A 25,445-nucleotide genomic window follows, 5' to 3' on the forward strand; every position below is an offset into this window, starting at 1 on the left:
CCCGATGAAACGTGTTCTTTTTCAATTGAAGGACATACTCCATAGACCAGTGTCTTGGAGCATTGTGATTAGAAGCAACTTTTGGCCTTCCGACTAAGGAGCAGGTACAGGCGCTTTGGTGAGGTCGATCATCGGACGCACAAATTTGATGCGCATCATACCTTCGCTTAGGAAAGGATCGAGGTTGATGATGTCGAGCACGTCTTGCTTGGAGGGAGCGGAATAGATGAACATGGCACCATCCAACTTCGCCAAATCTTCAACATTTTCAAGTAGTGGCCCACCGGTAAGGAGGGTACCTTCAGCTTTGAGCTGAGCCATATACGCGAGATGGTCATTCAGAATCTGGGTGTTCGCAAGATCACCTTCAAAGGGACGAGGCTCAAAATTAAGATTGGGCCGTTCATCATGCTTAGGTCGCACAAAGGAACGCTTCATTTCAAATACAACCAGATACTCTACTGGCAAACCAAGTACAGTAGGAGCCTCACTCGGACTCGCGTTAGCGAGGGTTTGTACAGAGACAGTTGTAGATAAAATACTTGCCGCTAGAAATGACATAAACACAAGACGTTTCATGACTATCCTCATAAATGAATAAATCTTGATAGGGAGTCTCAAAGACCCCAAGGCCAAGAGACTTTTCCTTCGATAATAATATCTCTTCGAAGTGGGGCTTTCGTTAGCACGAAATTAAATTTTACACAAGATTTTCCACAGAGGATTGGCTAAAAGTGGTCTGTGGTGATTGATTCTCGCCACTTACTGACCATTTGCCATTAATAAACTTATGGGAGACGTTCCTTTGAAGATACAAAGGAACCCGTTTCACTAAGGCCTGAAAATATCAATTCACCTCCGGCTCGCTACAATTAATCCGCGAGGTGCTGATAACAACGTCATCGATCCAGCCAGATACATCTGGCCCTTGCTGATACACTTGTCCACCGATCAGCAGAGCTTCATAATTTTCTGGAATTCCACCGTGGTCTCCCGCAACGCTTCCAGAAATATCTCCAACTTTTTCACCCATTCGATAGAATTCATAGATCTGTTTATCGGAGTCCACTTGCCACTCGACGCAGATCCATTTGTCGTCAAATGTCCAGTTATAAGCCGAAGATTTTCCACCTTGATCATCTGGAAAGTTATAGAGGTATTGAATCTTGCCACTGGGATCTCTCACCGTATCTGCCAAGCGCACCTCATAGCCATTGGGGTTGGTAGCTGCTACGAACGTTATATGAGTGTAGTTGGATGGGTTGGCTACGTTCTCTATTTTATAATACAATCGGCCCCAATGCTTTCCCGGGATGTTGGCAGCTTTTAGATAGCTGCTTTGATAGGTAAGACCTTTGTTGTTGGTATAAAAGTGAAGTGATTTTGCACTTTGCTTACCAGCTGAGTCAACAACTTCGACATTTAGCCCAAGTTCTGTGTCTTGGGGAGCGCTACCTGGCTCAACATCTTCGAAGTCAATGCACAAAATATAATCGGGATTTTCACAAGGCCCAAAGGCTAACTCTTCACCCATGTCGCTAGGTGTTTCTTCAGTTTCTGAATCTGATTCATCCAAATCATTAGAACTGGAGCTGTCATCATATTGGGAAGAAGAATCTGAACTTTTAATCTCGGAGTTTGATTGACTCGACTGCCGACCATTCACATCCGTAGTGGTTGGTACAGCATGATTGAATACGTGGCTTGAACAAGATAGATGAAGTCCTAAGATTAGAATTAATGTTCCCACGTTCCTATAGTTTTGCATTTGCTGCTCGCTCCTGTTGAAATGTTTAGAACCTTCAGATGTCAGTTCTATAAATGCAAAAAGGGTACCCTCTTTTGATGCATGATAAGATATTGATATTATGATACTATTTGTTTTGTTTACGTCGGGAACTTGATCGACACGAGAAGAACTTAGCAACCAAGGGATAGACCCTTGAATACCTATTTCATAGCTACGATCTTTCCAAAGGAAGTGGTATCACGCCAATTAATCACAATCAATACGGCACCGCCATAACTAATGAGCTAAACCAGCTCACACTTTCAGACTCTTCTAACCTAGGTGCCAGAGCCTCAGTCCGTGGCAGTTTCTAGGGAACTCTCCATAGCTCAATGGCCTTGCCTAAAAAACGACGTGCCAGAAAAAAGCCTAGTAATAATACTACAGACATCGTGGAGAGTTAAAGTATATACGCTACTTATACGTAGGAATAAATCACAGTTCTAAAGTTTTCAGGACCATACCTTTGCATCTTTGTCGGATCAGTCGCTGCGGGGCCTTGAGCCTACGGGGTGGCCATGTATAGTAGCTGAATGGAAATTTGAATAGATGCGGAATGGAGATACCATGGAACTAGGTATTATTGGCAACTGCCAATACAGTGCTCTTATCAGCCCCTTGGGAAATGTGGAGTGGTTATGTTGGCCTCGATTTGACTCAAGCTTTGTATTCGGTGGCTTGATTGATAAAAACCGAGGGGGATGCTTTCAAATTTCGATGGAGGATAACACCCGAGGTGTGCAGAGCTACGTTGGCAACACCAATGTTTTGCGAACTGTTTTCTCAAGTGAACATGGCAGCTTCGAGGTGATTGATTTTGCACCCCGATTCCAACAATACAATCGCTACTTCAAACCCAAGGCTTTGTTTCGCATCGTTCGCCCCATATCTGGGAAGCCTCGCTGCCGTGTTCAGATCGATGCTAAAATCAACTACGGCGAAAAAAGTAGCAAGCAGATCCTAGAGTCAAACCACATTGAGTTTCAGGGCTACGACTCTCCACTGCGGCTAACTAGCAATGCTCCCCTCACCTATATCGCATCCCATAAAAGCTTTGTGGTTGACCGATCATTTTACTTCGCCCTTACCCAGGGTCAGCCATTGGAAGCGGACCTTAAAGAAGTTTCGATTCATTTTTACGAGAAAACTTGCGAGTACTGGGAACGGTGGATCAAACATAGTCACTTACCCAATCGATTCCAGGAGGAGGTTATCCGCTCTGCCCTCGTTCTTAAGCTTCACCAATTCGAAGACACTGGCGCAATTATAGCGGCTACAACCACTAGCATTCCCGAAGCCTCTGGCACCGAACGAAATTGGGACTATCGTTACTGCTGGATTCGTGATGCTATGTTTTCACTTTCCGCCCTGCAACGACTCACTCACTTTGAAGAGCTTGAAAAATTCCTTTTGTACCTGCACAATCTTGTCGAAGATTCACGGCAACGAGATTTTTTCATTCAACCCGTTTACGGCATTGATGGCAACTCATCCCTGGTCGAAGTCATCCTGGATCATCTAGAAGGCTTCCAGGGCAACAAACCAGTGCGCATCGGGAATCAGGCCTATGAGCATCTGCAATACGATGTTTATGGAGAGATTCTCCTGGCTCTGAGCCCTATCTACCTTGATCATCGCTTTTGTAAAGAAAAAGACATGGTTCCTCTTGGTATCGTAGACAATCTGATCGACCAGATCGAACGTTACCTCACAGCACCTGATGCTGGGCTATGGGAGTTTCGAGGCAAAGCTCAGGTTCATACTTTTACTCTACTTCTTAACTGGGCCGGTCTTCAAATCGGCGAGAAGATATTTGCCAACGCCGGCAAAACAGATAAGGCACTCCGGTGTTCCAGTCTACGCCGCAAGATTTCAGAGTATATCGATACCATGGCTTGGAACAACGAGCTTGAGACCTTTACCCAAGCGGTTGGATCGAGAGACTTAGACGCCTCGCTCCTGATGATGGTGAATATGGGCTATCTTCGTAAGAATGATCCCAGGGCTCATAAGCTTGTGGACTCGATCAAGGAACATCTATCTCACCCCAGTGGCCTTTTACATCGCTACATAGCGTCCGATGATTTTGGCGAGACTCACAATGCCTTTCTTATTTGTTCGTTTTGGCTTGTTGAAGCGCTCGCTCACCTGGATCGGCGAGAAGAGGCTATGGAACTACTTGAAAAGCTGCTCACCTATAAAAATCATCTAGGGCTCTATAGTGAGGATGTCGACCCCAAGACTGGGGCTCTTTGGGGGAACTTCCCTCAAACCTATTCTCATGTTGGTTTTATCAATGCCGTATTTACTTTGTTTCCCCATCAAGGTTCATTATTCTTAGAAAGCGAGGCAAGTCATGAGTGAACAAGGAAAACTTTTTATCGTATCCAATCGACTGCCAGTAAACTATAACGACGAAGCTCCTGCAGGCCAGCGACTCAAGGCTAGCAGCGGTGGCCTAGTCACTGGGCTAAGAGAAATCCACGAACAATCCGATTCTCTTTGGATCGGTTTCTTGGGGCAACTCCAAGGCCAAGATCCAGAGCTTGAAAGCTATCTGAAGGAGCACAACTTAGTTCCAGTGCACATCAGACCAAAGGTATATGACAAATACTATAATGGTTACGCCAACGGCACTTTGTGGCCCCTGTTTCACAACTTTCTTGCTAGTATGAGTATATCGGATGGCCATTGGAAGTCCTATGTAGAAGCTAATCACGCCTTTGCCAAGGCCATCATTGACTTACTTTCACCGGGGGATCGAATCTGGGTGCACGATTATCAGTTGATGCTACTACCCCAAATCCTGCGGGAACATCAGAATGATCTAAAAATTTCATACTTCCACCATATTCCGTTTCCATCAAGTGAGATTTTTAGGGCTATTCCACGCCGTTCGGAGCTGATTAACGGCTTGCTGGGTGCTGACTACATCGGCTTCCACACCTATGACTACGCACGGCACTTCATCCAGTCTGCAAAACGGGTTGCAGGCGCCAAGACCAAGATCAATGAGATCATGTTCCAGGATCGGCCCATCAAGGTCGCAGCCCACCCCTTAGGCGTAGACTTTAAGGCCTTTGCAAAGACCAAAAGCCTCGGCACACGAATTTTGGAAAGGCTTCGCGATAGCGACCGGATCACGTTCTTGGGTATCGATCGCTTGGACTACACCAAAGGACTGCCTGAGCGTTTAAAATCCTTTGCCCGCTTCTTGGAGCTTTACCCACATTTTGTAGGTAAAGCCCGCTTGATTCAGATCTGTGTCCCGAGCCGGCAGAACATCGGCTCCTATAATAAGATTCGCAGCCAGGTCGAACGGTTGGTCGGGAAGATTAATGGGGAGTTTTCTCGCTCGGACTATATTCCGGTAGAGTATATTTTCCGATCGATTCCTCAAGAAGAGGTGATCGAACTTTATCAGCAAGCTGATGTGATGGTGGTCACTCCCCTTCGCGATGGTCTCAACTTGGTTGCCAAGGAGTATGTCGCTGCCCGGACTGATGGGGACGGTTGCTTGGTGCTCAGCGAGTTTGCAGGTGCTGCGAGTGAGATGGGCGAGGCGTTGCAAGTGAACCCTTACGATATTGAAACCGTCGCTCACACTCTCAATCATGCTCTGGAAATGCCACCCAAGGAACGGCGCGAGAGGATGCAAGCACTTAGAAAACGAATGAAGGAACACGACAATATTAATTGGGCCCAGAACTTTATGGCAATGTGGAGTCAACACGAAATGGATACCCGAGTCAACTCTAAGCATTTAACGAAAAGCGAACAATTCAAGCTGGTGGAGAAAATAAAGAACAGAGAGCGCATTTTCTTGTTCTTGGACTACGACGGGACTCTGGCTCCAATTCAGGATAAGCCAGAGCTGGCCGTCCCTGATAAAGCTCTCGATGAGTTGATGGCCGCTCTCGCTCCCCAAAGCAATATTATCTCGACTATTGTCACGGGGCGCCCAACAAGCTTCTGCGAGCAGTATCTATTAAAATACGGAACTCATATCGCTGCGGAACACGGTTCATTTATCCGCTACTCAGATGATAAGGACTGGGAGCAGGTGATCACAGTTTCGGCAGAAGATGCTAACTCTCTGCAAGTAGAGATAATGGAATTGCTTGAAACCTACCAGCACGCCGTACCCAAAAGTCACATCGAAAAGAAAGAGACCTGCATCGTATGGCACTACCGAGAGTCCGAGCCAGAATTTGCTGCAAACCAAGCGCGCATCCTTGGAGAAAGCTTGGAGCAAATGCTAAACAAAACCTCTTGGTCTGTCTATCACGGCAAAAAAGCCGTTGAGATTCGACAAAGTCTTGCTCACAAGGGCTATGCAGTAGAGACTGTGTTGGATAAGTTCAGCTGGAATCGAGATGATGATGCACTTCTCACCATAGGAGATGACACCACGGACGAGGATATGCACCGTGTGCACACTAAGTTCAATGAGTCGATTCACATTGGATCTGAGAACGCCTACTCAAAATACTTTCTCGATTCTCCGGCAAATCTATATGAGTTTATCAACCTGCTGATCGAGAATTTTAACCCTCGGTATTCCATTAGTGGAGCGAGTAACGATGCCAGCATGTAGCTTTGCCCACATCTTGAAATCTTAGTATCCATCCATAGCGGCGGAGAAACATCTCTCGCCGCCAGATTCCTAAGCTTCAGCTCAACAGCATGAATTTGGCAAGGAAAAGCACACCAATGGCATACATCAGGGGCTTCACTTCTGTAGCTTTGCCAGAAATCATTTTTAATACGATATAGCTTAGAAAGCCAAAGATGATGCCATTCGCTATGCTATAGGTAAACGGCATCATCACAACTGTTAGGAAAGCAGGTAGGGCTTCCGTATAGTCTTCTAGATCCAAGCTTTGGATCGGGCTCATCATGAAAAGCCCTACCAGCACTAGCGCTGGAGCTGTTGCAGCAGCCGGCACTAAGGTAAAGATAGGAGCTAGGAATAATGCCAATAAAAATAGTCCGGCCACAGCTAGTGCTGTAAGCCCCGTGCGACCACCTTCCGAAACTCCTGAAGCAGATTCCACATAGGTGGTCACCGTGCTGGTTCCAAGCAAGGCACCTGCCGTAGTCCCAATAGCATCTGAAAACAGGGCTGCCTTAGCCCTTGGAATACGGCCGTCTTTATCCACCATCCCCGATTTATTTGTCACACCAACCAAGGTTCCTACGGTATCGAAGAGATCCACAAATAAAAATGTAAATAGGACTATCGCCATATCTGCAGAAAAAACTTGCGAGAAGTCGAGCTGGAAGGCAACCGGTGCGATACTGGGTGGTAGGCTCACAGGGCTAAAACCGTCTCCAACTTGAGTGACACCCATAGGAATTCCCACGGCTGTCGCCAAGAAGATTCCCCACAACAAGGCTCCCTTTATGCCACGAACCAAACAAAAGGCGCTGAATGCCAAACCTATAAAGGCCACTAAAGGGGCGGCCCCGGTAACATCGCCAAGGGTGACCACAACGCCATCAAGACGGCCATCACCAACATGAGCCATTCCAGTTTTGATGACCCCGGCATTGACCAAGCCGATCATACAGATGAATAGGCCCACTCCAGAAGAAACTGCCTTCTTGAGGTTCTCAGGGATGGCATTGATGATCGCCTCTCGAATATTGAGTAGCGATAGCGCGATGAAGATCAGGCCTTCTAAAAAGACTGCGGTGAGAGCAAATTGCCAGGAGTAGCCCATACCCAAGACAACAGTGAAGGCGAAAAAAGCATTCAAGCCCATACCAGGCGCTAGCGCAAAGGGAAGCTTGGCAGTCAGTGCCATCACTGTGGTAGCAAAGGCCGCTGAAAGAGCTGTTGCCGTAAAAACAGCCCCTGCATCCATTCCAGCCTTTGACAAAAACATGGGATTCACAACCAAGATGTAGGCCATGGTCATGAAAGTCGTCAATCCAGCCATCAATTCAGTTTTTACCGAAGTCTGATGGTCTTTGAGTTTAAAAAAAGTCTCCAAAGCTCCTCCTTCCCTTTTGCGATTTCCTAGTTTCTTATATCCACTGTCGCTAAAAAGAAAGGCTTAGTACTGGAACTAATTCAAACTCCCATTTTAATGGTGTCAAATAAACGCATAAAAAGTTGCTAGGGCGCAAGAGTTCGCCGCAATAAATCCCATTGGGTATGCGCCAACTGTTCTACTTGCTCATCGGTGAGCATCATCGCGCCCTCATCATAGGTCTCACGAATCCAGTGATCAAAAGAATGGCTGATATCGAGCCAGATCCTACTAGCCAAGCTGTGGTTGAGATCCATCCGCATAAAGCCCTTTGATTGAGCTTCACTGAGGAGTTTTGAGACCCACTGAGCAAATTCAGAGCCTTGCTGATTCCGCCAACGCTCTTCTAGAAGCGACTCGCCCTTCATGAGATCCTCCAAGCGGCTAGCGGCAGCACGCTTGGGGTTTTTGTGATGAGATTTCTGAATCGTGGTGCAAGCATCAAGTAGAGATTCCCAAAAAGCTTCCTGGGAATTGAAGCTGATATAAATGTCATGGAGAAGCTTCTCGAAAGGCACCATCAAGCGTTCTAGGCAGGTTGCGAACAAGTCTGCCTTATCATCAAAATAATAATAAATAGCTCCCTTACTGACCCCTACCTCCCGCATGATTTCATTGAGGGACGCTCCTGCAAAACCTTTAGCCACGAACTCCCGCTCTGCTACATCAAGTATGGAACTCTGTTTTTCTTGATCTAAGTTATGAAATCTTGGTCGCGGCACCGCACTCCCCCATGTCTCGATCCATGTAGCTTACCATATTGCCTATTATGGGTTTAGTATCCATGCTCGCAGCGGGAATGGCAAGGCTGAAGCGCATTCGCCTAGACGCACTGATAGACACCCAACATGTCTCCACCCTCGCGGCTCAAGCTTTGAAGCCTGAAATACCTATTGAATTCCTCTTCAAAATTTGAATGATAGAATGTCCAATCGCTGAACTTTTCCAACTTTTTTTCCTTAGCATCCACTTCAATAACTATCAAATACCGGGCTACCCTCTTGATCTCATCATAGAAGCCTTCTCTATCTTCATAACGAATATGTTTCGCAACAGCAGACATAAAAACCACGTCAAAATACTTATCAGTAAATGGAAAGTGAGCTCCATCATAGGCTAGGAAGTTCAAGTTCGGGTAACCTTCTGTCGCACGGTCTATCGCCTTGGGATTGATATCGATGCCAAAGCCCTGAACATTAGACAAACCATTGCAGATGAAGTCAAGCATGAGGCCATTGTCACAACCAACGTCAAGGATGCGATGCTGTTGCCAGTCAATATCATTAAAAAGTGAGATGATTGAATCCTGGGGATTTTGATAGCCACACTCTTTATAAAATTTCCAAACATCTTCGATACTATCGATGGATGGATAGTCGTTGGCCCACCTAGGCCTCATTTCATCGTAGTATTTAAGCTTTTCCATAGTTATTCAATGCCTCCTTGGATAGTTATCTCAAAATCACGATCACTAAGCTTGCCTGCATTCTTCGTCTGAGCAAGGCAGTTTAGTTTATCCACTTTTCTGCAACAATCTGATGAGTGATGGATGCGGCTACATCGCTACCTTCAGCGGCTGCGCTGACCACTCCACTCCAGCCAGTGCGAGCATCACCAACAATGTATAGCCCTTTGATTGGCGATTCCTTGTTCTCGTCTACTTTATAGGATTTCATTCCAATAAAGCCACTCGACGTAGGAAGCTTGAGTTTATTCAGAAAATCAACACTCTCTGTGGCCCTGGTGTCAGCGATGAACCCACCGTCTCTTGAAACTGACGCCCCATCTTCAAAAACAATTTTTTCTAAAAGACCATTTTTAGAAACAAGATCTTTGATTGGCTTATCTATGAGGGATACTTTATTTCGGCGCAAACTTTCAAGCACTTGCTCATCTTTGATTTGCTCACCGTTTGTCACGACAACCACATCATCCGACCAGTTCGATATAATTTTCGCAAACATAGGCCCAACATTAGCATCGCCGAAGACCGCTAACTTCCTATCAGACATTTCAAACCCATCACAGAACGGACACGGAAAAACAGATTTTCCGTAAACCTCACGAAGGCCTTGGATTCCAAGTTTATCAATGTTGTCTTTATAGCCTGTAGCGACGATGACCCGCCGAGAAAGGTATTCATTGCTCTCAGTGATTACCTTAAAGCCAATCTCAAGCTGAACTAGGTCAATTGCTCGATCAACCCTATAGTCCACTAATGGATATTTTTTTAACTGCTTCTTCGCGATGCTTAGTATCTCCGAGGGATGCTTGCCATCTTGCGTAAGGAAACCATGGGAGTGAGTTGTAACTAAGTTCCGAGGTGTTTCAGCATTGAGAACCAGCACTTCTAGCCGACTCCTACCCAAAACCAAGGCCGCGTTCATGCCCGCTGGCCCACCACCGAGAACTATCACATCATAGTATTGCTTGTTCACATCAACCTCCTTTTCGCTCTAAGCTTTGTTTTTGGGGGAACAACCATATAGGAAAGACTCCACAGCAATTCGATTTGTCTCGTTGGGTGCTATCGAGCCCTGTTGCTTCACATTGCCAATTCCAATTGCAATAAAATCAAGAAAGCTTGACACCCAAGCTGTAGGGAAATCCTTCCTGATATAGCCATCTGTTTTGGCTTGCTCCGTGATCTGACAAACACTCGCCACTTGCTTTCTGAGGCGCTGATTGCCATCGTCTTCTATTTCCCCAGCAACCGCTCTGATCAAAAATATATAGTGGGAGTGAAGCGGTACATAATTGACCAGAATCTGTGTGAGCTTATCAATGCTGGACTGCTGCGATGCAACGGCCTCGTCGATCACTTTCTGAAAGAGGTCGATGCAATATTCACGGGCTTCAAGGAGCAACACGTCCTTGCTTTTAAAGTGCCGAGAGACGGTCATTCTCGTGATGCCTGCCTTCTTAGCCACAGCTTCCAGTGAGGAACTAGGTCCCCAGCCGAAGACTTCCACAGCAGCTTCTAAGATTTTTTCTCTGGTTTCCAAGGTTTATCTTCTTCCAATAAAGTTACATATCAATAACATTTGTTACACCAATGTAACACTTCTCGTCAAGATAATGTTTTCCCTTTAGAAGAATCTGAATTGAATATTGAAAACTGTGGGTTATAGGGGCTAGTTGGTTAAAAGCAGACTTTAGCAATGAGCCCTCTCGAAAGAGGGCCATATATCATTAGTTGGAGAAGAACGTAAATTGACCAGCGCCAGAATAGGATTTGATCACCCAGCGTAAAGCCTGAACACTATTGCCTGTGCTCACAGATATGGCTTCATTGGAGCTTTCACCTTCCGAACTAGCAACAGTTGACCATCCAAAGAAGCCTCGTCTCTGCAAGTAGAGATCGAAGTCTGTCCCTTCTGCACCAATAAGGAAACCTTTGATGACTCCCTGACCATAAAAGGCATCACCGAGGACCCCGACCTGCCCATTGGCAAGATAACCAGATATCTTCTCACAGCCTTCTCCGCAGGGGTTTCTAGGATTTACTTCTGGCTCGTCATCAGGGGTATCTGGTTGCTCTGGCTGCTGTCCTGGGTTGGGAGCTGGATAGCTTGTACCTAGATCCGCAATTGCTTCATCGATAAAGTCACGAAAGTAGATAGAACTGGAGTAGACATTCCCAGCTCCACAGCCAGACCCTCCGGAAAGCGCGCCTGTCACGTACCAGTTGCCATCAATGCGAGTATACATGGGTCCGCCGGAATCCCCTGGACACGCACCTTGACGATCGCCCTGACGAGATGTTTCGATGGTTCCTGCAAAGGTTCGGTTCACACTACTCGCTGTGACGTCAGCATAGAGAAGGCGACCCGAGCCACCGGTCTCACGTTGACCATAGCCCGCAATCCACACGTCGCGGGAAATGGATTCGCTTGGATTCAAAGGCATCGGCACAGCCCCATAGGGAACAGCGGACCGGCTTAGCTTTACCACTGCGATATCATTCGGCACTATGGTTCTAGTATTCTGACCTCTCCAACTGGGGTGGATCACCGCACTCTGCACTGGTATCGCATCCCCAGTACCAAAGCTTTCGCCTACAGTCACAGACATCCGATTGCTAATACAGTGTGCTGCCGTCAGCACGATATCTTCTCTGATCAAAGTTCCCGAACAGATTCCACCTCCCAGGCTGATTCCTACAGTTGACTTTTGAATCCCCATCGGAGCAAGGTTGGCTGGAACTCCATTCGAGATTTTTAGGCTAGAGTTTTCTTTCACACCACAGGATACGAGCGTCGACATCAGTCCAATTGAAACGCAACAATTCACAAACAGCTTCTTCATCTTTTTCACCTACAGAAATTACAACAACAAAAGGGAAAAACAAGATGCTCACCCGGATTCTCGCTGACTGAGAAATCTAAAATTTTTTACAATTGATTTAATTTTGAGGTCCCCATTCAGATCTATGCTCAGGATGAGCACAAACTTCCCACGGGTAAGAATTGCAGCTACTGTGCCGCACTTTTAGATCATAAGATAGACTATCTCATGAAGGAATTACTCTAAACCACTGTAATTACTCGAAAGCTATGTTTCAGGTGAAAACCAAGGGTTGTTAAGATTTTTGTCACTTGTCTATGATTGAGGCAAAATGTCAGCGAGCTAGATAGCTCAAAGGCGTTAAGAGGAGCATTCGAGTGGCCCCGAACGAGCCCCCCGATGATGAATCCTTACTTGCTCAAAAACTGAGCCTTAGCCTTTACCCCAAGATCTGGATGATCTGTAAAAAATCCATCGATGCCGAGTGATAAGAACAGCTTCATTTCAGAAACCGCATCACCTAACTGATTAGGTTGGTTCTCTGCTGACTGCAAATCGCTTGGTAGATACCGATTCTCAGCCCTGAACGTGTATGGGTGAATCACGAGACCTGCGTCATGAGCTTTTTTAACAAAGCCAGTATCATTTTCCACATTGAGGCGCCCTTCCTCATCACGAGGCAAGATGAAATAATATTTCTCAGGACCAACGCCATCAGCATAGCGGGCGATCTCGCGAAGCCCCTTCGCTGTCGCCATCTTATCGTAAGTTAAGCCACTTTGCTCCAGCTCAGCATCGTAGGGCGAACCTTCGATCCAAAGTAGTTGCACCAATGGGATCTCGGTCATCCGATTGAGATCTTTCAAGTTACTGACTTCAAAAGACTGAATGAACACTGGCGCCGTGGGGCCCTTGTAGCCATTGCTGTGGAGTAGCTTGACCAGTGGCTCTTCCATGGAAAGCCCAAGCCTATCGAAGTGGCTTGGATGCTTCGTCTCTGGATAAAGGCCAATCGTGCGCCCTGTTACCGTCGACAGTGACTTGGCGAGTTTGATGATCTCTTCAAAGGTCGGAACTTCAAACATTCCGTCAAAGCGGGTGTTATCAGGGCGAATGTCAGGAATTCGCTCCACGGCGCGAAGGGTCTTCATTTCTGCTAGAGTGAAATCTTCAGAAAACCAGCCAGTAAGCTCTATGCCATCAACGATTTTTGTAGTTTTTCGATCCGCAAATTCAGGCCTTTGAGCCACGTCTGTGGATAGATCAAGCAAGTTGTCGTGGCGAGCCACCAAATGCCCGTCTTTGGTCATGACAAGATCTGGCTCGATAAAGTCAGCGCCCTGAAGAACCGCAATGGAATAGGCCGCCAGAGTATGCTCGGGCAGATAACCACTTGCTCCCCTGTGAGCAATTACCAGTGGCTTTTTAAAGTCTTCTACTTTTCCAGCATGTAAATGGGAGTTGGCACCGGTAAAGCCGAGAAGCAAGCACAGTAATTTCCATCTAAATTTCATATCGAGTCCTTTCCTAGATGAGTTGAGGTTGCGCTGGGCAACCCTAGTAGACTGTTGTAAACGAGATATAAAATTTGCCAAGTAAAAACTGAATTGACCACCAAGTGCTTGGGAGTCAACGCACGAAAAGGCGGAACTTTTTTGGGCCTAGGAACCAGGGTCCTGTTTTAAGTCTTGCTGTTTGGCAGTGGTGTAACCGCATGCCAAACGCGGAGTTTCAGCTAGAGTTTTAGCCCCTATACGACAGATGGCTTGGTTCAAATCCTTTGTAGCCAGGGATTGAGCCTTGTTTAACAAACGATCCACATCAAGTGTTGGCGTAGAGCCTTCCTTCTCTCCCTTGCAAAGCAGAGCCGCAGCAAGCATCAAATTTCCACAGGGACTCGGTCCATCCAAAGACAGGACTTTTTTATGAAGGTTGACGGCCTCATCAATATCACCACGAACATCGAAGACCCAATCAAGCAGGGTGGAATCAGGCACCAGTCGATGAAACAAACCTAGCGCATAGTGAACGCTGCCCTGTAGAGAAACCTCGGGGGTAAATTGGTAATTCACTTTAGACTTTTTGACATCAAGCCATAGATTCAAGACTGTGCTGCCATACCTCAAAGATGGAATGACACCCCTAATTGCAGCAGCCGCTGCAATGTTGGTGGCAAGGAACATCTTACAGAGCGGATTGCGAGGTTCCAGGACAAGGCAGGATCGAGTTGCGTCTTCACCCTCAGAAAAAATTTTAAGAGCTAAATCGTGATCCTTTTCATCGACGTAGGTCGACCCCAACTGGAAGGCTTCGCTACCAAAGACCCAGTGGCCATCGATCCACTTGGGGTACTTAACCAGCAGCTCTTTTATAATCTTATATCGTTCCTCGTAGATAGGACGATCTTTGTAGGTTATCACCGACTTATTAAGTAGCTCGTAATAGCGCTTGGCCTTAGGGCTGCTATTAAGAGCCTTCATATCAGGCTTGTACTGCTCAAAGGCTTCACTCCCCTGACTGTTCTGGCAAAGGAGTAGGATGAGGTAAAAGATGAATCTCACAGAAGGCTCCTTGTGATTGGTCTTATGCCACTAACACTAGGCATCTCACTCCATGGCATCAAGCAAATCATGCAAGCTTCTTAGAAACTTTTTCATGCCTTTACACAGTCTTTTCCAAAGTCTTTTTTGCTATACAAACGTTTCATTCTCAGGTTCGTAATACTGACGTTAAGAAAAGAAAAAAATTCATCAAATTTTTATCTAAGCCATGAGGGGCCTGGGATAAAGTGGCCTCAATTCGATTCCCAAAAATGAGGCTCTATGACTCTTCAACACCAGCGAATGCTTGTTTTAATCATTCTCCTGTTGCCACTTGCCCTCCTCATCAACCTCGGAGAACATCATTTATTTGTCCATACAGACGAACCTCGGAGAGCACTCGTCAGCTTGGAAATGATGCTGAGTGGCAAATATATGACTCCTACGCTGAATGGTATTTACTATCTCAATAAGCCTGCACTCTATAGCTGGTGGGTCGCGTTTTTTTACTGGTTAGGAGGCGATTTTTCAGAGTGGAACCTAAGACTATCAACCATCGCTGCCCTCACTTGTTACCTTGGCCTAGCCTATCGATTTGTTCGCTTGCAAACGGGCTCAGCAATAGCAATCATCACTACACTAGCTCTTGCTACCAACGCACGAACACTATACTACGACAGTTTTCTAGGGATGATTGACTTCCCTTTTTCCTTCTTCGCCTTCATGTCAATGGCAGCTATTTTCCACTATGGAGAAAAGGATCGAGATCTCAAAGGCTATTTCATTGCCTATAGCTTAGCTGCTGTGGCTTTCCTTATCAAAGGCTTGCCTGGCGCCGCGTACGTTGGAATCACAATGCTCGTATATCACATGGCTTTGAAGAGACGATACGGCTTCCTATGGTCCAAACATCATATCCTTGGAGCTAGCGTTTTTCTGCTGATCCTAGCTGTCTACTATGGCTTCTTTTTCTTGATTAACGACGTCAGCCCCGAACTAATGTTCCAGACAATCCTCTCTGAATCCACGAAACGGACGGTGGTACGCTTTGGGCTTGGCCAAACTTTGTTACACATTGCGTATTTTCCAATTGATATGTTCATTAATTTTCTACCATGGAATCTTCCCATCTTACTTCTGGCTTATAAGCCTATTCGAGATGCCATCTGGCAAAAATCGTTTTTTCGATTTTGCATCATCACCTTTCTTGCGAATGTTTCTGTTTACTGGACTTCACCTGAAGTTACCCCACGCTATTTGCATAGCTTAGCCCCTTTTTTCTTCGCTGTAAGTACAGGGTGCTTGATGGAAGCCTATCGTTTGCAAGTAAGGGGACTTGGCTGGCTTTCAAGGGTCATGATCGGCTTAGGTACTATTCTTGTAGTGGCCATGGTGGCTGTTCCCCTATTTGAACAAGGTCGCAACGCACCTGAGGGGATTTTGTGGGCACCGTTGCTCTATGGCGGAGCTTCAGGAATCCTGCTTTATGGATTCTTTCGGCAGCCAGGCCCTGAGAAGTATCTATACTTCGCTGCACTCCTCTTAGTAGGCAGAGTCTGTTACAGTCACCTAATGCTGCCATCACGGGCTTATGATCGCCAGCACTTCAAAGATCAAGCAATAGCCCTGGGTTCTCTCACCCAGGGATCACCCTTGTACTTATACGACGGCACCTGGCTTCAAGATGGTTCGACATTCTACATTTCTCGGGAAAGACAGGAGATCTTGGCTCCCACGAATAAAATTTGCCAACAGTGCTACTTGATAGTCTACGATCACCACCTTGTAGAGAAGCCCGACTGGCACTCAATTACAACTATCGAAACCCTGTTCCAAGATAAACCGCTTCATCTCGTATGGACGGGTTCAAACACACCTCCCCATCAGCTCGGAGAGATACGATGAAGATATCTGTAGTGGCACCAATTTATAACGAGCGAGAAAACATAAAGGCCTTGATTGAATGTGTCCATCAAGCGATGAATCAAGGGGACTATGAACTGATTCTCGTCGATGATGGCTCCTCAGATGGCACTCCTGAGCTGGTTCGCGAACTCGCACATGATCGGGTGAAGCTTGTTGAGCTAACGCGAAACTTTGGCCAAACAGCAGCTATGGCAGCGGGCATCGAGTTGGCATCTGGCCGATACATTGCAACAATCGATGGCGATCTACAAAATGACCCCAGCGATATTCCGGCAATGATAGCTCATCTGGATAGTGGCCGCTGGGATATCGTTGCGGGGCGGCGGGCTAAGCGTAAAGATGGGTTTTTGATTCGCAAGCTGCCCAGCCGGATGGCTAACTATCTGATCCGCCGTCTGACGAACGTCACTGTTCATGACCTAGGGTGTACCCTAAAAGCATTTCGTCGAGAATTCGCCAAGAACCTTGGTCTTTATGGCGAACTTCACCGCTTTATTCCCGTACTAGCAGAGCAACAGGGAGCTAGAATCCTAGAGGTGGATGTCAAGCATCATCCCCGTCTCCACGGTCAATCAAAATATGGTTTGGGTCGCACCACCAAGGTCATGAGCGATTTGATTCTTATGGTGTTCATGCAGCGCTACCTCCGTCGCCCTATCCATCTATTCGGACCTCTTGGCATCTTATGTGCTGGAACAGGTACTTTGATTAATCTTTATCTACTTGTTATTCGGCTGATGGGACAAGATATTTGGGGTCGCCCCTTACTCATACTGGGAGCCATACTATTCTTAGCAGGTTTGCATTTTCTATCTTTCGGAGTGCTCTTGGAAGTACAAATGAGAACCTACTTCGAATCTCAAAAAAAGCGTACCTATACGATCCGTGGAGTCTACTTTGGCAAGGAAAAAAGCTATCGCTACCAAACTCCTGAAACTAGTACTGACTGGTCTAGCATGCTGGCTTCTGCATCAGAAGTTGGACTGGCAAGAAATCCTAAACTTACTCCGAGCTAGCAACGCTTGGTTGCTAATCCTTGCCTTTGTGGTGTTCAATGCCTCGAAGGCTCTGAGCGCCATTCGCCTGAAGCGCATCGTAGACCAGCTAGAACTTAAACTTGATCTTCGTGAGCACCTCCGCCTTTGCTATGTAGGCATGCTCTATTCCAATCTCCTGCCTGGTAATATTGGAGGCGATGGCTACAAGGGCTTCACCTTGAAAAGATCGTCTCACCTTTCGACCCATCAGGTGATTGCCAGCCTAGCTTTAGATCGAGGCTCAGGCCTTTTAGCGCTAATACTCTTAGCTGCTGCATTCTTTCTTCTGTCTCCCATTTCACTGTTCCTCCACCAAGAGCTTTGGCTCATTTTAGGAATACTAGTAATCATCGTCGCCTATGACTTAGCCATAAGAAAAATATTCCCAACCGTTTCCATGAGCCGCTATCAAGCTCTTCGTGATTCTATTGGTGTTCAAGGCTTGCAGGCTATAAGCGCCTACTTCGCGCTCCTGTCATTTCCAAACAGCCAAGATGTGACTTCGTATATCACTCTCTTCCTTATATCCTCAGTTGCCGCGACCTTGCCCCTGACTATAGGAGGTATCGGCATCCGTGAGCTTGTTTCTGGCAGCCTTGCCGCCTACCTTGGGATCAACGTGCAGACAGCCGTACTCATGGCCTTCGCTCTCTTTGTGATTGCTGGACTTAGTTCGCTGCTTGGTCTTTTTGGTGCAGCAGAATATAGAATCGGGCCTCAGCCTTTGAGCAACTCTAGCGGGTAGGGCGAGCTTGGACTTAAGGTCTGCCTTTGGCCTTGTTTCGAACGAAAGCCACAAGCCGCTTAAACGCGAGATCCAGTGCTGCGAGAGCCGATACTACGCAGCGACATAGGCTTAGATTAACTTATGCACTCGAATTTTATCTGCTTCGTTGCTGAGATTGCCTTCCGAACACCCTATTTCGAGCAGAACGCCCAATCTTGCGGTCCGTGTGCATAACCATAGCCATCTGCTCCAGCATGGATCGAGCCAAGCCAAGCATTTCTATGATAGCCAGATGCACAATCATTCGAAGCATGCTTAAGAGTTATCAGGGCTGTCCCCCCATAAGATAGTGAACAGAGAGCCCAATCCTGTCCGCCATTACTCCAGCTAAACCCGTCTGCATTAGCTATAATCGATCCTAGCCAAGCTACCCGAGCGTAACCGTCTGAACAGTCTTTACTTGAGTGTTTTAAAAGTACAGCCGAGCGCCCACTTATGCTTCTCGAGCAGATTCTCCAATTTTGTGGTCCATGTGCATAACCATAGCCGTCTGCACCTGCATGAATGTTTGAAATACTTGCAACCTCAGAATACCCACTCGGACACGATCGTGATATATGCTTGATCAAAGCTGCAGAAAATTTGCAACTACCATTGTCAGATGTAGCAAGAGGGTTATAGTTAGTTGCACTAGAGTTTGTACAACCTGGAACGATGCAACTCTTATCGTCGACCTGTGCAAGTGAATTATAATTGCTTGCAGCTGGGTTGGTACACCCTGCAGTGAACTTCTCATTTAAGGTACAAAGTGCCCAGTTTTGTGGACCAGATTCAAACGTGAAACCATCTGCCCCTGCGTGAACACCTCCAAGCCAAGCCACTCGATTATACCCTTTAGGGCAGTCTTTTGTACTATGCTTCAAAACTGTTAATGGGACTTTCTTTTCTACCTTGCTACAAAGGGCCCAGTTTTGATTTCCATCGAAATAGTCAAAGCCATCCGCACCAACTTTTACACTTCCTAACCATGCAACACGAGAATAACCACTTGGACAGTCATTACTTGCATGCTTCAGCATTGTTTTTGGTTGAGACCGTGTTCCCAGAGAACAAAATGCCCATGAGTCCTTGCCATGATCGAACCCATAACCCTCAGTACCAAAAACAACATCCATCCAAGCAACACGCTGATACGAAGATGGACAGTCATTTCTATTATTCTTGATTACAACATTGGGAAGATCTCTAGACTCGCTCTCGACAATAAACTCATGGAAGTATAGACCTTTAGCAACATGTCTAATATTCTCATAGGGGGAAGCTACATCCCCTTCAGCTCCTACAAATGTTATAGCCTTATGCCCAGTCCTATGATTTAAAATTAGATTCTTTTTTGGATCAGTGAGAGCAGAAATACCCTCTCCAAATGGAGTTTTCTCAGGAAACTCGAAGTTAAATAAGCCAATAATATTAAGTTCGTTATCCAATCGATATATTAGATTGCCGTCAGTATTGTTTACAATTATCAATATTTCCTTTGTTTCAGGATCAATTGCAGCGTCGATACTTACCCCTCCGAACTCATGACCTTGATACTTCCTCAACAGCTCTTGATTACCTCGAGGAAAAGTTGGGTCTGACGACCGAATCACTTTAATGATGCTTTCTTTTGGAGGATCTACCAATGTGTAGAACATGTAGTAGAGCCCATCTTCCGGGTGTTTGATAACTGCTGGTTGCCCGAGCCCGTAGCCACCATCATACTTATCTTCGTTTTCACTAGAGCCAGCTTTTTTCTCTGTGTTTACTTCTAAGATTGATTGCCCATTGTGAACTCGTTTGAAAGATTTTCCTCTATCTGAGGAAACAGCTACACCTACTTGTGTATAGTCTCCGCCATAGACCTGCACATTACTGTTTGTCAGCCCTCCATAGTAGAGATAAAACTTGCCATCTACCTCTAAAATATTAGGATCACAAGTATGCTCACGGTCATGAGAGTTATCAATGCCAGAACCTCTGAAAACAACTTTTCTATTCTGCTCCCAGTTTTTATATAGAGTTTCTATAGTGTCGGCTTCTTGATATGATACATAGTCTCCTTCCATTCCTTCTCGAGCGTAGCAAGTCCACACTTTGTACTTCTTATCAACTGGGTCATAGAGAAAGCTTGGGGCGTAGGAGTACTCATAAGATTCAGTATGCTCCAAAACAGGACCATTTGTAGAGTACTTAAATTGCTTGTCAGAAAGAGCATAGCCTCGCCCGACTATCATAAAAGTTAAGAAAGCAAGAATTCTAGTCATATAAGTTTCCTCAGTAAGTGCTTGTAGTAGCTATTGCGGGAAAGTTCGAAATCTTCGAATGAAAGACAAAGCAGTCTATAAACTATTGCAGCAGCTCCGACGTGTATTTAGAATGTGATATATTATCAAGAATTTACAGTATGAATATTTAAATTTGGCACACTATTTTTTCTGGAGGTCATAACCTCTTCGAGCAGCTATAAGCAATTCGCATTCCTGAACTAGTGGTCTCACCCACAGGTAATTGCTTCGAAGCAAACCGTCAAAACTTCGCGGTAATCGTGGGACTATGCAGTTCAATCCTTGGGGATCAAGGCGGTGTCGTGGGTTGTTTCCTTTAGAAGATCTAAGCCGCCGCCTTCAAAAACTTAACTTGGCTTGAACATCAGTAACCAAGGCCCGATGTAGCGAGACTAAAGGTTTGTCAACAAAGGTCCAAAAAAACATCGCTCAGCGATCAAACTGGTGTCTCAACGCATCCGGAGGATCCTGCCATCGATGAGGTCGAAGTCGCTTTTTTCGATCAGAGTGATTACCGCTGGAAGTTCTTCCTAGGAAACTTCAAAGAGGAGTCTCCAACCTTCTTTGATACCACCAGCACCTGTAGCCGCTGCCATGGGAACCCTGCTCGACCGATTTGGGGAGCTTACCCGGAATGGCTTGGAGCCATAGGAGACGGGGCGAATGGAGAAGCTCAGGTTCTGCGAGAGGAATATGAAAGCCTGCAGAGTGTTTTGCGTAATCCTAAGAACAATCCTCGTCTATCAAAGTTTGATTTTGTCGTCGACTATGATGATCGCTACGACACCTACTACTTTAATCAAAACAATAATCGCATTAGCGGCGATATGCTGGGCTTGACGATGGAAATTAGTGCTAGACATTCCTACTCCCTGTTCAAACGCCTCAATCCCGAGCAGGCTAATTATTCGAAGTATGAATCGGCTTATCTGTTCGATCAAATTTGCTCGAAAACTGCGTTTGAAAAACTGTGGAAAGGTTTTGCACAAGCTCAGGAGGATGCCTTAGCGGATGAAGTTGGGAAGACGCACCGGAACTTAGTTGGGCCCACTCTGGCTGGTACGCAGTACCACTACCTGGCAGCTCAACTTCTCGAACTGCTCGGCTTCGATGCAGCAAATGAACTCATCCTTGAACTAAGGAAGGATGAAATTGATCGCTCTGGGGAGACCTACTACTCGGCGCTGTCTCATCAAGGTTTTTTTGCTGGGGAAGAGTCACTTAATAGTTTACTCGGGTTCTTGATGCTTCATCAGCTTGCACATGGTGATTCTGAGGTTAAATCGGTTTTGCATCATTCGCAGATGGATAAGATGGACTCCCTTTATGAGCTGACTTGGGGCTTAACTGGAAAGGCAAAAGAGTCTGCCTTTTCTTCTATAAGGTCTGCGGAAGATTATGAATTCTATTACTTTTCGAGATTTCTTGAGGATTTGCGTTTGAACTCTGACATCTGTCCGCTACTGATTGAGCGCGCTCTTAAGTAGTTGACCTAGAAAAAATCGAATCTCGCCACTGACGCCTTATGAGTTTCTTGGTGTCAGGTATCCTGATACAAATTATTTCGCTTCAGTCTGAACAGCTGATTGATTTGCAAGGGTATGATGGGTTCATGTCTATTTCTGAAAGTAGTTCTGCCTCGATGAAAGGGCGTCATTTAAGTAGTTATCAAATATTTTTAGATACTTACATATATTGAATTCGCCAGTACTTTATGCTAAATTGTCGCCCTCACTGTCCCATGGAGTTTTGGATGAAATCAAGCCCCTTTCTGATATGCCTATTACTAGCAATGTTTATCAGCCACTGTGGAGTAAAGAAGGCAAGTAATCAACTGAATCAGAAACAGTTGACCTGTAAGCTTCCTGATGGGGCTGAACCAACCCACTATACACCAACAAATCTCTTCGAAATTCTTGATATTTCTAAATTCAAATCAACTCAAATACTTATCGACGGTACACCTAAAAGAGTTTCCATTAGCCCTTCTGGTTGCATCAATACCTTCAGAATTAATCAGGTAAAGTTAGAAAATGAATCTCTACTGATTTTACCAGAGCAAAAAGCCTTTAGCAGATATCGCTCTTCAAAAAAGGAAATCCTTTTTGAAGTTTATAATTCAGATGATCGCATAACTTTGAATTCTCCAAGACGACACTTTAAAGCTGGCGAAACCATCCCATTTTTAAACGGCCCTTTTACCGTCGAAACTAGATATTGCCTCGAAAGACTTGGCTCTGACTCTTGTCAGGAAGAGCCACTTTGGCAAAACAGCGAACTTGAAGAATTTAGCAACAACGTGCAGGTGCAACCCGAATGGGAAGGCAGCTTTCGTATTCACATTTTGAGTCAAGATTCTTTTGGAATCGTAAAACAAGATAGCTTCGATGTTGACTTCAACAGCAGCATGCCATCCCTTGATGTCGACTTCAAGTACTTCTCTCCAAGTCTTACCTATAATGGAATTATGGTACGCGAAATCAACCCTAACTACAAAATTGGTTTTTCTACAAATCGCCCTCTTGAAACGATGAATATAGAATACTGCATCGAGGACTATTTAGTTCCTGAAGAATTACGAACTTGTGAATGGCAAGATTTCGACCCCTTTGATCCTAAGACCATCGAGAACGGCTGGGGTCGCGTGAAGTATAGGGGGCAGGATATCTTTGGCAATGAAAGCATTGAATCCTCGGAACACTATATTGTACGCAAAAAATGTACCTATGAAGAGTTAGAAGCCACTGACCAATATTGCACGGATATCAAAGGGCCAGTAAACTTGGGATCCTTCGGAGGTGGAAATCCAAGCTGGAAGCTTGAACAGGTCATATCGATTCAGGGGAAGCTATTTTTAACTGGAGTTTCCACCAGCAACCGGGACCTATTCAAAAACCTCCGTTCCGTAACCAGCCTTGAGATCTTCTCATCATTCTATGGCGAGAAAGACTTGAGTATTTTTTCAAGCCTTGAAGAAGTTCTCAACAATGTCACGATTTCATCTAATTTTACTTTGGAGTCTTTGAAAGGACTGGACCAAATAAAGTCTATTGGTGGAAAAATTGAAGTAACTTACAATATGGCTCTTAAAAGTTTAGAGGGAATCGAACAGCTCGAATCGATCGGTCAAGAGTTACATATCACGCAACATGATCAAGTTACGAACTTCAATTTCCCTAATTTAAAGAGTGTTCCGAAGATAAAAGTTTCTGGTAATGTAGGATTAGTTTCGGCAAAATTCCCTATACTCGACAAGTCCATTGAAATCGAGCTAGCGGACAACGAAAGCTTCAAAGATCTCAGTATTCCGAACCTTAAGGCGCTTGAAGTTCTACTGATATCAAGAAATTCATCGCTCACTCGATTTAGTGGTCTCGAATCACTCGAAACTATATTTAGAGATTTTATTGTTGCTGAAAACCAAAAATTAGTTTCACTTTCATTACCTAAGCTAAGCTATATCTTCAAACTCGAAGCACTAAACAATTCTAGACTAATTGAACTATTAGGAGACAATAGGTATAGCTCTTTAGGTATAATCACAGTCAAACAAAACCCCAAGCTATGTGGCCCCCATCAAAAGTCTTACTGGCAAATTAATAGCGATTTTGTTTTTGATTCGGAAGACAACTGCACGCAACCATAGACTTTGCTTAAGAGGGTTTGCAGAAAACGGCATGGACTGGCTCAAAGAGCGAATAGTGCAGACTAACGATTCTGTATAGACTCTAGCTTCTCCCTTTGAGTTGGTGTAAGAGCCAAGCCTTCAAGAGCCTTAGAAGCTTGCTGACGAACGAATCGCGCTGGGTCAGTCTCTGCTATTCGAAAAAGCTTTTCGATCGCCTCTGAGTCGAGCCATTCGCCATGGCCTAAAACACCGTTCACAGCTGCAAGACGAACAATCGCCCAATCAGCATCCAAGTTTTCTAGCACCAACAGGAAGCGCTGGTGATCCTGGACCCAGCGGCCAAGGGTTTCCACAGCCCTCCTCCTTAGCCTAACATCACGATCCATGGCATAGTTTGCCGAAACTTGTACCAGCCTTTCACGGTCTCGTCCCACGATTTCCCTTTGAGGAAGTGCATAAAAGCCTTGTCTGAGAACCTCCTTATCGCCAGAATTCTCAAGGACAGATAAGACCGTTTCTAGATGCTCATCGCTACCAGTGCCGACTCTAGTTAGCAGTTCTAAACCTAAAACTGCTTCATCGCCTGCTCCAACCTCTACCTGCTTGATCGCAAAGCTTTCTACCTGTGGGTTGCTAGCACGTCCCACAAGGGGAATCAACACATCAGCTTCTGAAGATCCTAGCTGCTCTACTAGGTAATTCAGCACTTCGGAGAGCTTGGTATCATCGTGCTGAATGTTGTCTAAAAATAGACTTTCGAAGCGTTCATACAAATCGCTGCTTGCAGGCCGCTCCAGCTCGGACAAAGATGCAATGATTCCCTTAAAATTAGCCATATCTTGATCGTTATCTGGAATCCTAGAAGCGCTATTAGGCGCAGAGTCAAGCTGACGATTCCTCCTGAGCGTCTTCTGAGAGTCTAGCTTTTGATGGAACGACTTACCCTGTGGCTTCTCTGAGCTCTCAGGACTTGCGGACTTATTATCACTGGAGGTTTGATCAGGCTCATTCGTGAGAGTCATAGGCATAAGGATATCATTGTGAAGCCTTGGCAATGCTTCCAACAGATCTCCGTAGAGCCATAAGAAGATCAACCCACAGGTCAATAGTAAACTGAAACCAATGATCAGTACCCGCTTAGTCATA

19 protein-coding genes are annotated in these 25,445 nt (G+C 45.6%); 7 read left to right on the plus strand and 12 right to left on the minus strand.

Annotated features, from left to right (window positions below; translation table 11 throughout):
- Window positions 1-93: 93 nt before the first annotated feature.
- Window positions 94-579: a YciI family protein gene (locus B9N89_RS23660; protein ID WP_159455595.1), complete on the minus strand. Its 486-nt coding sequence runs from the start codon at window positions 577-579 to the stop codon at window positions 94-96.
- A gap of 268 nt (window positions 580-847) precedes the next feature.
- Window positions 848-1,768, minus strand: coding sequence for a hypothetical protein (locus tag B9N89_RS23665; protein WP_132323357.1), 921 nt, complete (start codon window positions 1,766-1,768; stop codon window positions 848-850).
- 588 nt (window positions 1,769-2,356) lie between these two features.
- On the opposite strand from B9N89_RS23665, the gene B9N89_RS23670 reads away from it, so the two are divergent.
- Together B9N89_RS23670 and B9N89_RS23675 are read left to right on the plus strand one after the other, a co-directional pair.
- Window positions 2,357-4,153 carry a glycoside hydrolase family 15 protein gene (locus tag B9N89_RS23670; RefSeq protein WP_159455596.1) on the plus strand — a complete coding sequence of 599 codons (1,797 nt, stop codon included), beginning with the start codon at window positions 2,357-2,359 and terminating at the stop codon, window positions 4,151-4,153.
- Window positions 4,146-6,386, plus strand: coding sequence for a bifunctional alpha,alpha-trehalose-phosphate synthase (UDP-forming)/trehalose-phosphatase (locus tag B9N89_RS23675; protein ID WP_132323361.1), 2,241 nt, complete (start codon window positions 4,146-4,148; stop codon window positions 6,384-6,386). The genes B9N89_RS23670 and B9N89_RS23675 overlap by 8 nt, the downstream gene beginning before the upstream one ends.
- A 76-nt stretch (window positions 6,387-6,462) precedes the next feature.
- Here B9N89_RS23675 and B9N89_RS23680 read toward each other — a convergent pair whose 3' ends face one another.
- The 8 genes from B9N89_RS23680 to B9N89_RS23715 all read right to left on the minus strand — a co-directional run bounded on the left by B9N89_RS23680 (window position 6,463) and on the right by B9N89_RS23715 (window position 14,675).
- The gene (locus B9N89_RS23680; RefSeq protein WP_200820779.1) at window positions 6,463-7,788 is read right to left on the minus strand and encodes an NCS2 family permease; all 1,326 of its coding nucleotides are present in this window, start codon (window positions 7,786-7,788) and stop codon (window positions 6,463-6,465) included.
- Between the two features lie 125 nt (window positions 7,789-7,913).
- The gene (locus tag B9N89_RS23685; RefSeq protein WP_159455597.1) at window positions 7,914-8,549 is read right to left on the minus strand and encodes a TetR/AcrR family transcriptional regulator; all 636 of its coding nucleotides are present in this window, start codon (window positions 8,547-8,549) and stop codon (window positions 7,914-7,916) included.
- 101 nt (window positions 8,550-8,650) lie between these two features.
- A complete protein-coding gene (locus B9N89_RS23690) occupies window positions 8,651-9,253 on the minus strand; it encodes a class I SAM-dependent methyltransferase (RefSeq protein ID WP_132323365.1) in 603 nt (200 codons plus the stop codon).
- 82 nt (window positions 9,254-9,335) lie between these two features.
- Window positions 9,336-10,265: an NAD(P)/FAD-dependent oxidoreductase gene (locus tag B9N89_RS23695; RefSeq protein WP_132323367.1), complete on the minus strand. Its 930-nt coding sequence runs from the start codon at window positions 10,263-10,265 to the stop codon at window positions 9,336-9,338.
- Window positions 10,266-10,283: 18 nt separating this feature from the next.
- Window positions 10,284-10,832 (minus strand): TetR/AcrR family transcriptional regulator, encoded by a 549-nt coding sequence (locus B9N89_RS23700; protein WP_132323369.1) that lies wholly within the window; start codon window positions 10,830-10,832, stop codon window positions 10,284-10,286.
- 187 nt (window positions 10,833-11,019) lie between these two features.
- Complete coding sequence (locus B9N89_RS23705; protein ID WP_132323371.1) at window positions 11,020-12,135, minus strand: S1 family peptidase; 1,116 nt, start codon at window positions 12,133-12,135, stop codon at window positions 11,020-11,022.
- A 389-nt stretch (window positions 12,136-12,524) separates the two neighbouring features.
- The gene (locus B9N89_RS23710; protein WP_132323373.1) at window positions 12,525-13,628 is read right to left on the minus strand and encodes a glycerophosphodiester phosphodiesterase; all 1,104 of its coding nucleotides are present in this window, start codon (window positions 13,626-13,628) and stop codon (window positions 12,525-12,527) included.
- A 147-nt stretch (window positions 13,629-13,775) separates the two neighbouring features.
- On the minus strand, window positions 13,776-14,675 hold the full coding sequence (locus tag B9N89_RS23715; RefSeq protein WP_132323375.1) for a hypothetical protein: 900 nt from the start codon (window positions 14,673-14,675) through the stop codon (window positions 13,776-13,778).
- A gap of 261 nt (window positions 14,676-14,936) precedes the next feature.
- Here B9N89_RS23715 and B9N89_RS23720 point away from each other — a divergent pair, with 261 nt between their 5' ends.
- The 3 genes from B9N89_RS23720 to B9N89_RS23730 are packed head-to-tail and all read left to right on the plus strand — an operon-like array spanning window position 14,937 to window position 18,362.
- On the plus strand, window positions 14,937-16,559 hold the full coding sequence (locus B9N89_RS23720) for an ArnT family glycosyltransferase (RefSeq protein ID WP_132323377.1): 1,623 nt from the start codon (window positions 14,937-14,939) through the stop codon (window positions 16,557-16,559).
- Window positions 16,556-17,596, plus strand: a complete 1,041-nt coding sequence (locus B9N89_RS23725; RefSeq protein WP_132323379.1) for a glycosyltransferase family 2 protein — start codon at window positions 16,556-16,558, stop codon at window positions 17,594-17,596. The genes B9N89_RS23720 and B9N89_RS23725 overlap by 4 nt, the downstream gene beginning before the upstream one ends.
- On the plus strand, window positions 17,559-18,362 hold the full coding sequence (locus B9N89_RS23730; protein ID WP_234996155.1) for a lysylphosphatidylglycerol synthase transmembrane domain-containing protein: 804 nt from the start codon (window positions 17,559-17,561) through the stop codon (window positions 18,360-18,362). The genes B9N89_RS23725 and B9N89_RS23730 overlap by 38 nt, the downstream gene beginning before the upstream one ends.
- A 173-nt stretch (window positions 18,363-18,535) precedes the next feature.
- Here the strand turns inward: B9N89_RS23730 and B9N89_RS23735 are convergent, their stop codons facing one another.
- Window positions 18,536-20,650, minus strand: coding sequence for a glycoside hydrolase family protein (locus B9N89_RS23735; protein ID WP_132323383.1), 2,115 nt, complete (start codon window positions 20,648-20,650; stop codon window positions 18,536-18,538).
- Window positions 20,651-21,384: 734 nt separating this feature from the next.
- Between B9N89_RS23735 and B9N89_RS23740 the strand changes: the two genes are divergently transcribed.
- A complete protein-coding gene (locus B9N89_RS23740) occupies window positions 21,385-22,158 on the plus strand; it encodes a hypothetical protein (protein ID WP_132323385.1) in 774 nt (257 codons plus the stop codon).
- Window positions 22,159-22,424: 266 nt separating this feature from the next.
- Window positions 22,425-24,317, plus strand: a complete 1,893-nt coding sequence (locus B9N89_RS23745; RefSeq protein WP_132323387.1) for a hypothetical protein — start codon at window positions 22,425-22,427, stop codon at window positions 24,315-24,317.
- A 62-nt stretch (window positions 24,318-24,379) separates the two neighbouring features.
- On the opposite strand, the gene B9N89_RS23750 is transcribed toward B9N89_RS23745, so the two are convergent.
- The gene (locus B9N89_RS23750) at window positions 24,380-25,444 is read right to left on the minus strand and encodes a HEAT repeat domain-containing protein (protein ID WP_132323389.1); all 1,065 of its coding nucleotides are present in this window, start codon (window positions 25,442-25,444) and stop codon (window positions 24,380-24,382) included.
- Window position 25,445: the final 1 nt, after the last annotated feature.

Origin of the sequence: Pseudobacteriovorax antillogorgiicola, assembly GCF_900177345.1 — a bacterium.
Taxonomy (GTDB): Bacteria; Bdellovibrionota_B; Oligoflexia; order Oligoflexales; family Oligoflexaceae; genus Pseudobacteriovorax; species Pseudobacteriovorax antillogorgiicola.

Coding starts and splice junctions, on each gene's coding strand:
- B9N89_RS23660 (WP_159455595.1), bottom strand. CDS start 579: ATGAAACGTCTTGTGTTTATGTCATTTCTAGCGGCAAGTATTTTATCT.
- B9N89_RS23665 (WP_132323357.1), bottom strand. CDS start 1,768: ATGCAAAACTATAGGAACGTGGGAACATTAATTCTAATCTTAGGACTT.
- B9N89_RS23670 (WP_159455596.1), top strand. CDS start 2,357: ATGGAACTAGGTATTATTGGCAACTGCCAATACAGTGCTCTTATCAGC.
- B9N89_RS23675 (WP_132323361.1), top strand. CDS start 4,146: ATGAGTGAACAAGGAAAACTTTTTATCGTATCCAATCGACTGCCAGTA.
- B9N89_RS23690 (WP_132323365.1), bottom strand. CDS start 9,253: ATGGAAAAGCTTAAATACTACGATGAAATGAGGCCTAGGTGGGCCAAC.
- B9N89_RS23705 (WP_132323371.1), bottom strand. CDS start 12,135: ATGAAGAAGCTGTTTGTGAATTGTTGCGTTTCAATTGGACTGATGTCG.
- B9N89_RS23710 (WP_132323373.1), bottom strand. CDS start 13,628: ATGAAATTTAGATGGAAATTACTGTGCTTGCTTCTCGGCTTTACCGGT.
- B9N89_RS23720 (WP_132323377.1), top strand. CDS start 14,937: ATGACTCTTCAACACCAGCGAATGCTTGTTTTAATCATTCTCCTGTTG.
- B9N89_RS23725 (WP_132323379.1), top strand. CDS start 16,556: ATGAAGATATCTGTAGTGGCACCAATTTATAACGAGCGAGAAAACATA.
- B9N89_RS23735 (WP_132323383.1), bottom strand. CDS start 20,650: ATGACTAGAATTCTTGCTTTCTTAACTTTTATGATAGTCGGGCGAGGC.
- B9N89_RS23745 (WP_132323387.1), top strand. CDS start 22,425: ATGAAATCAAGCCCCTTTCTGATATGCCTATTACTAGCAATGTTTATC.
- B9N89_RS23750 (WP_132323389.1), bottom strand. CDS start 25,444: ATGACTAAGCGGGTACTGATCATTGGTTTCAGTTTACTATTGACCTGT.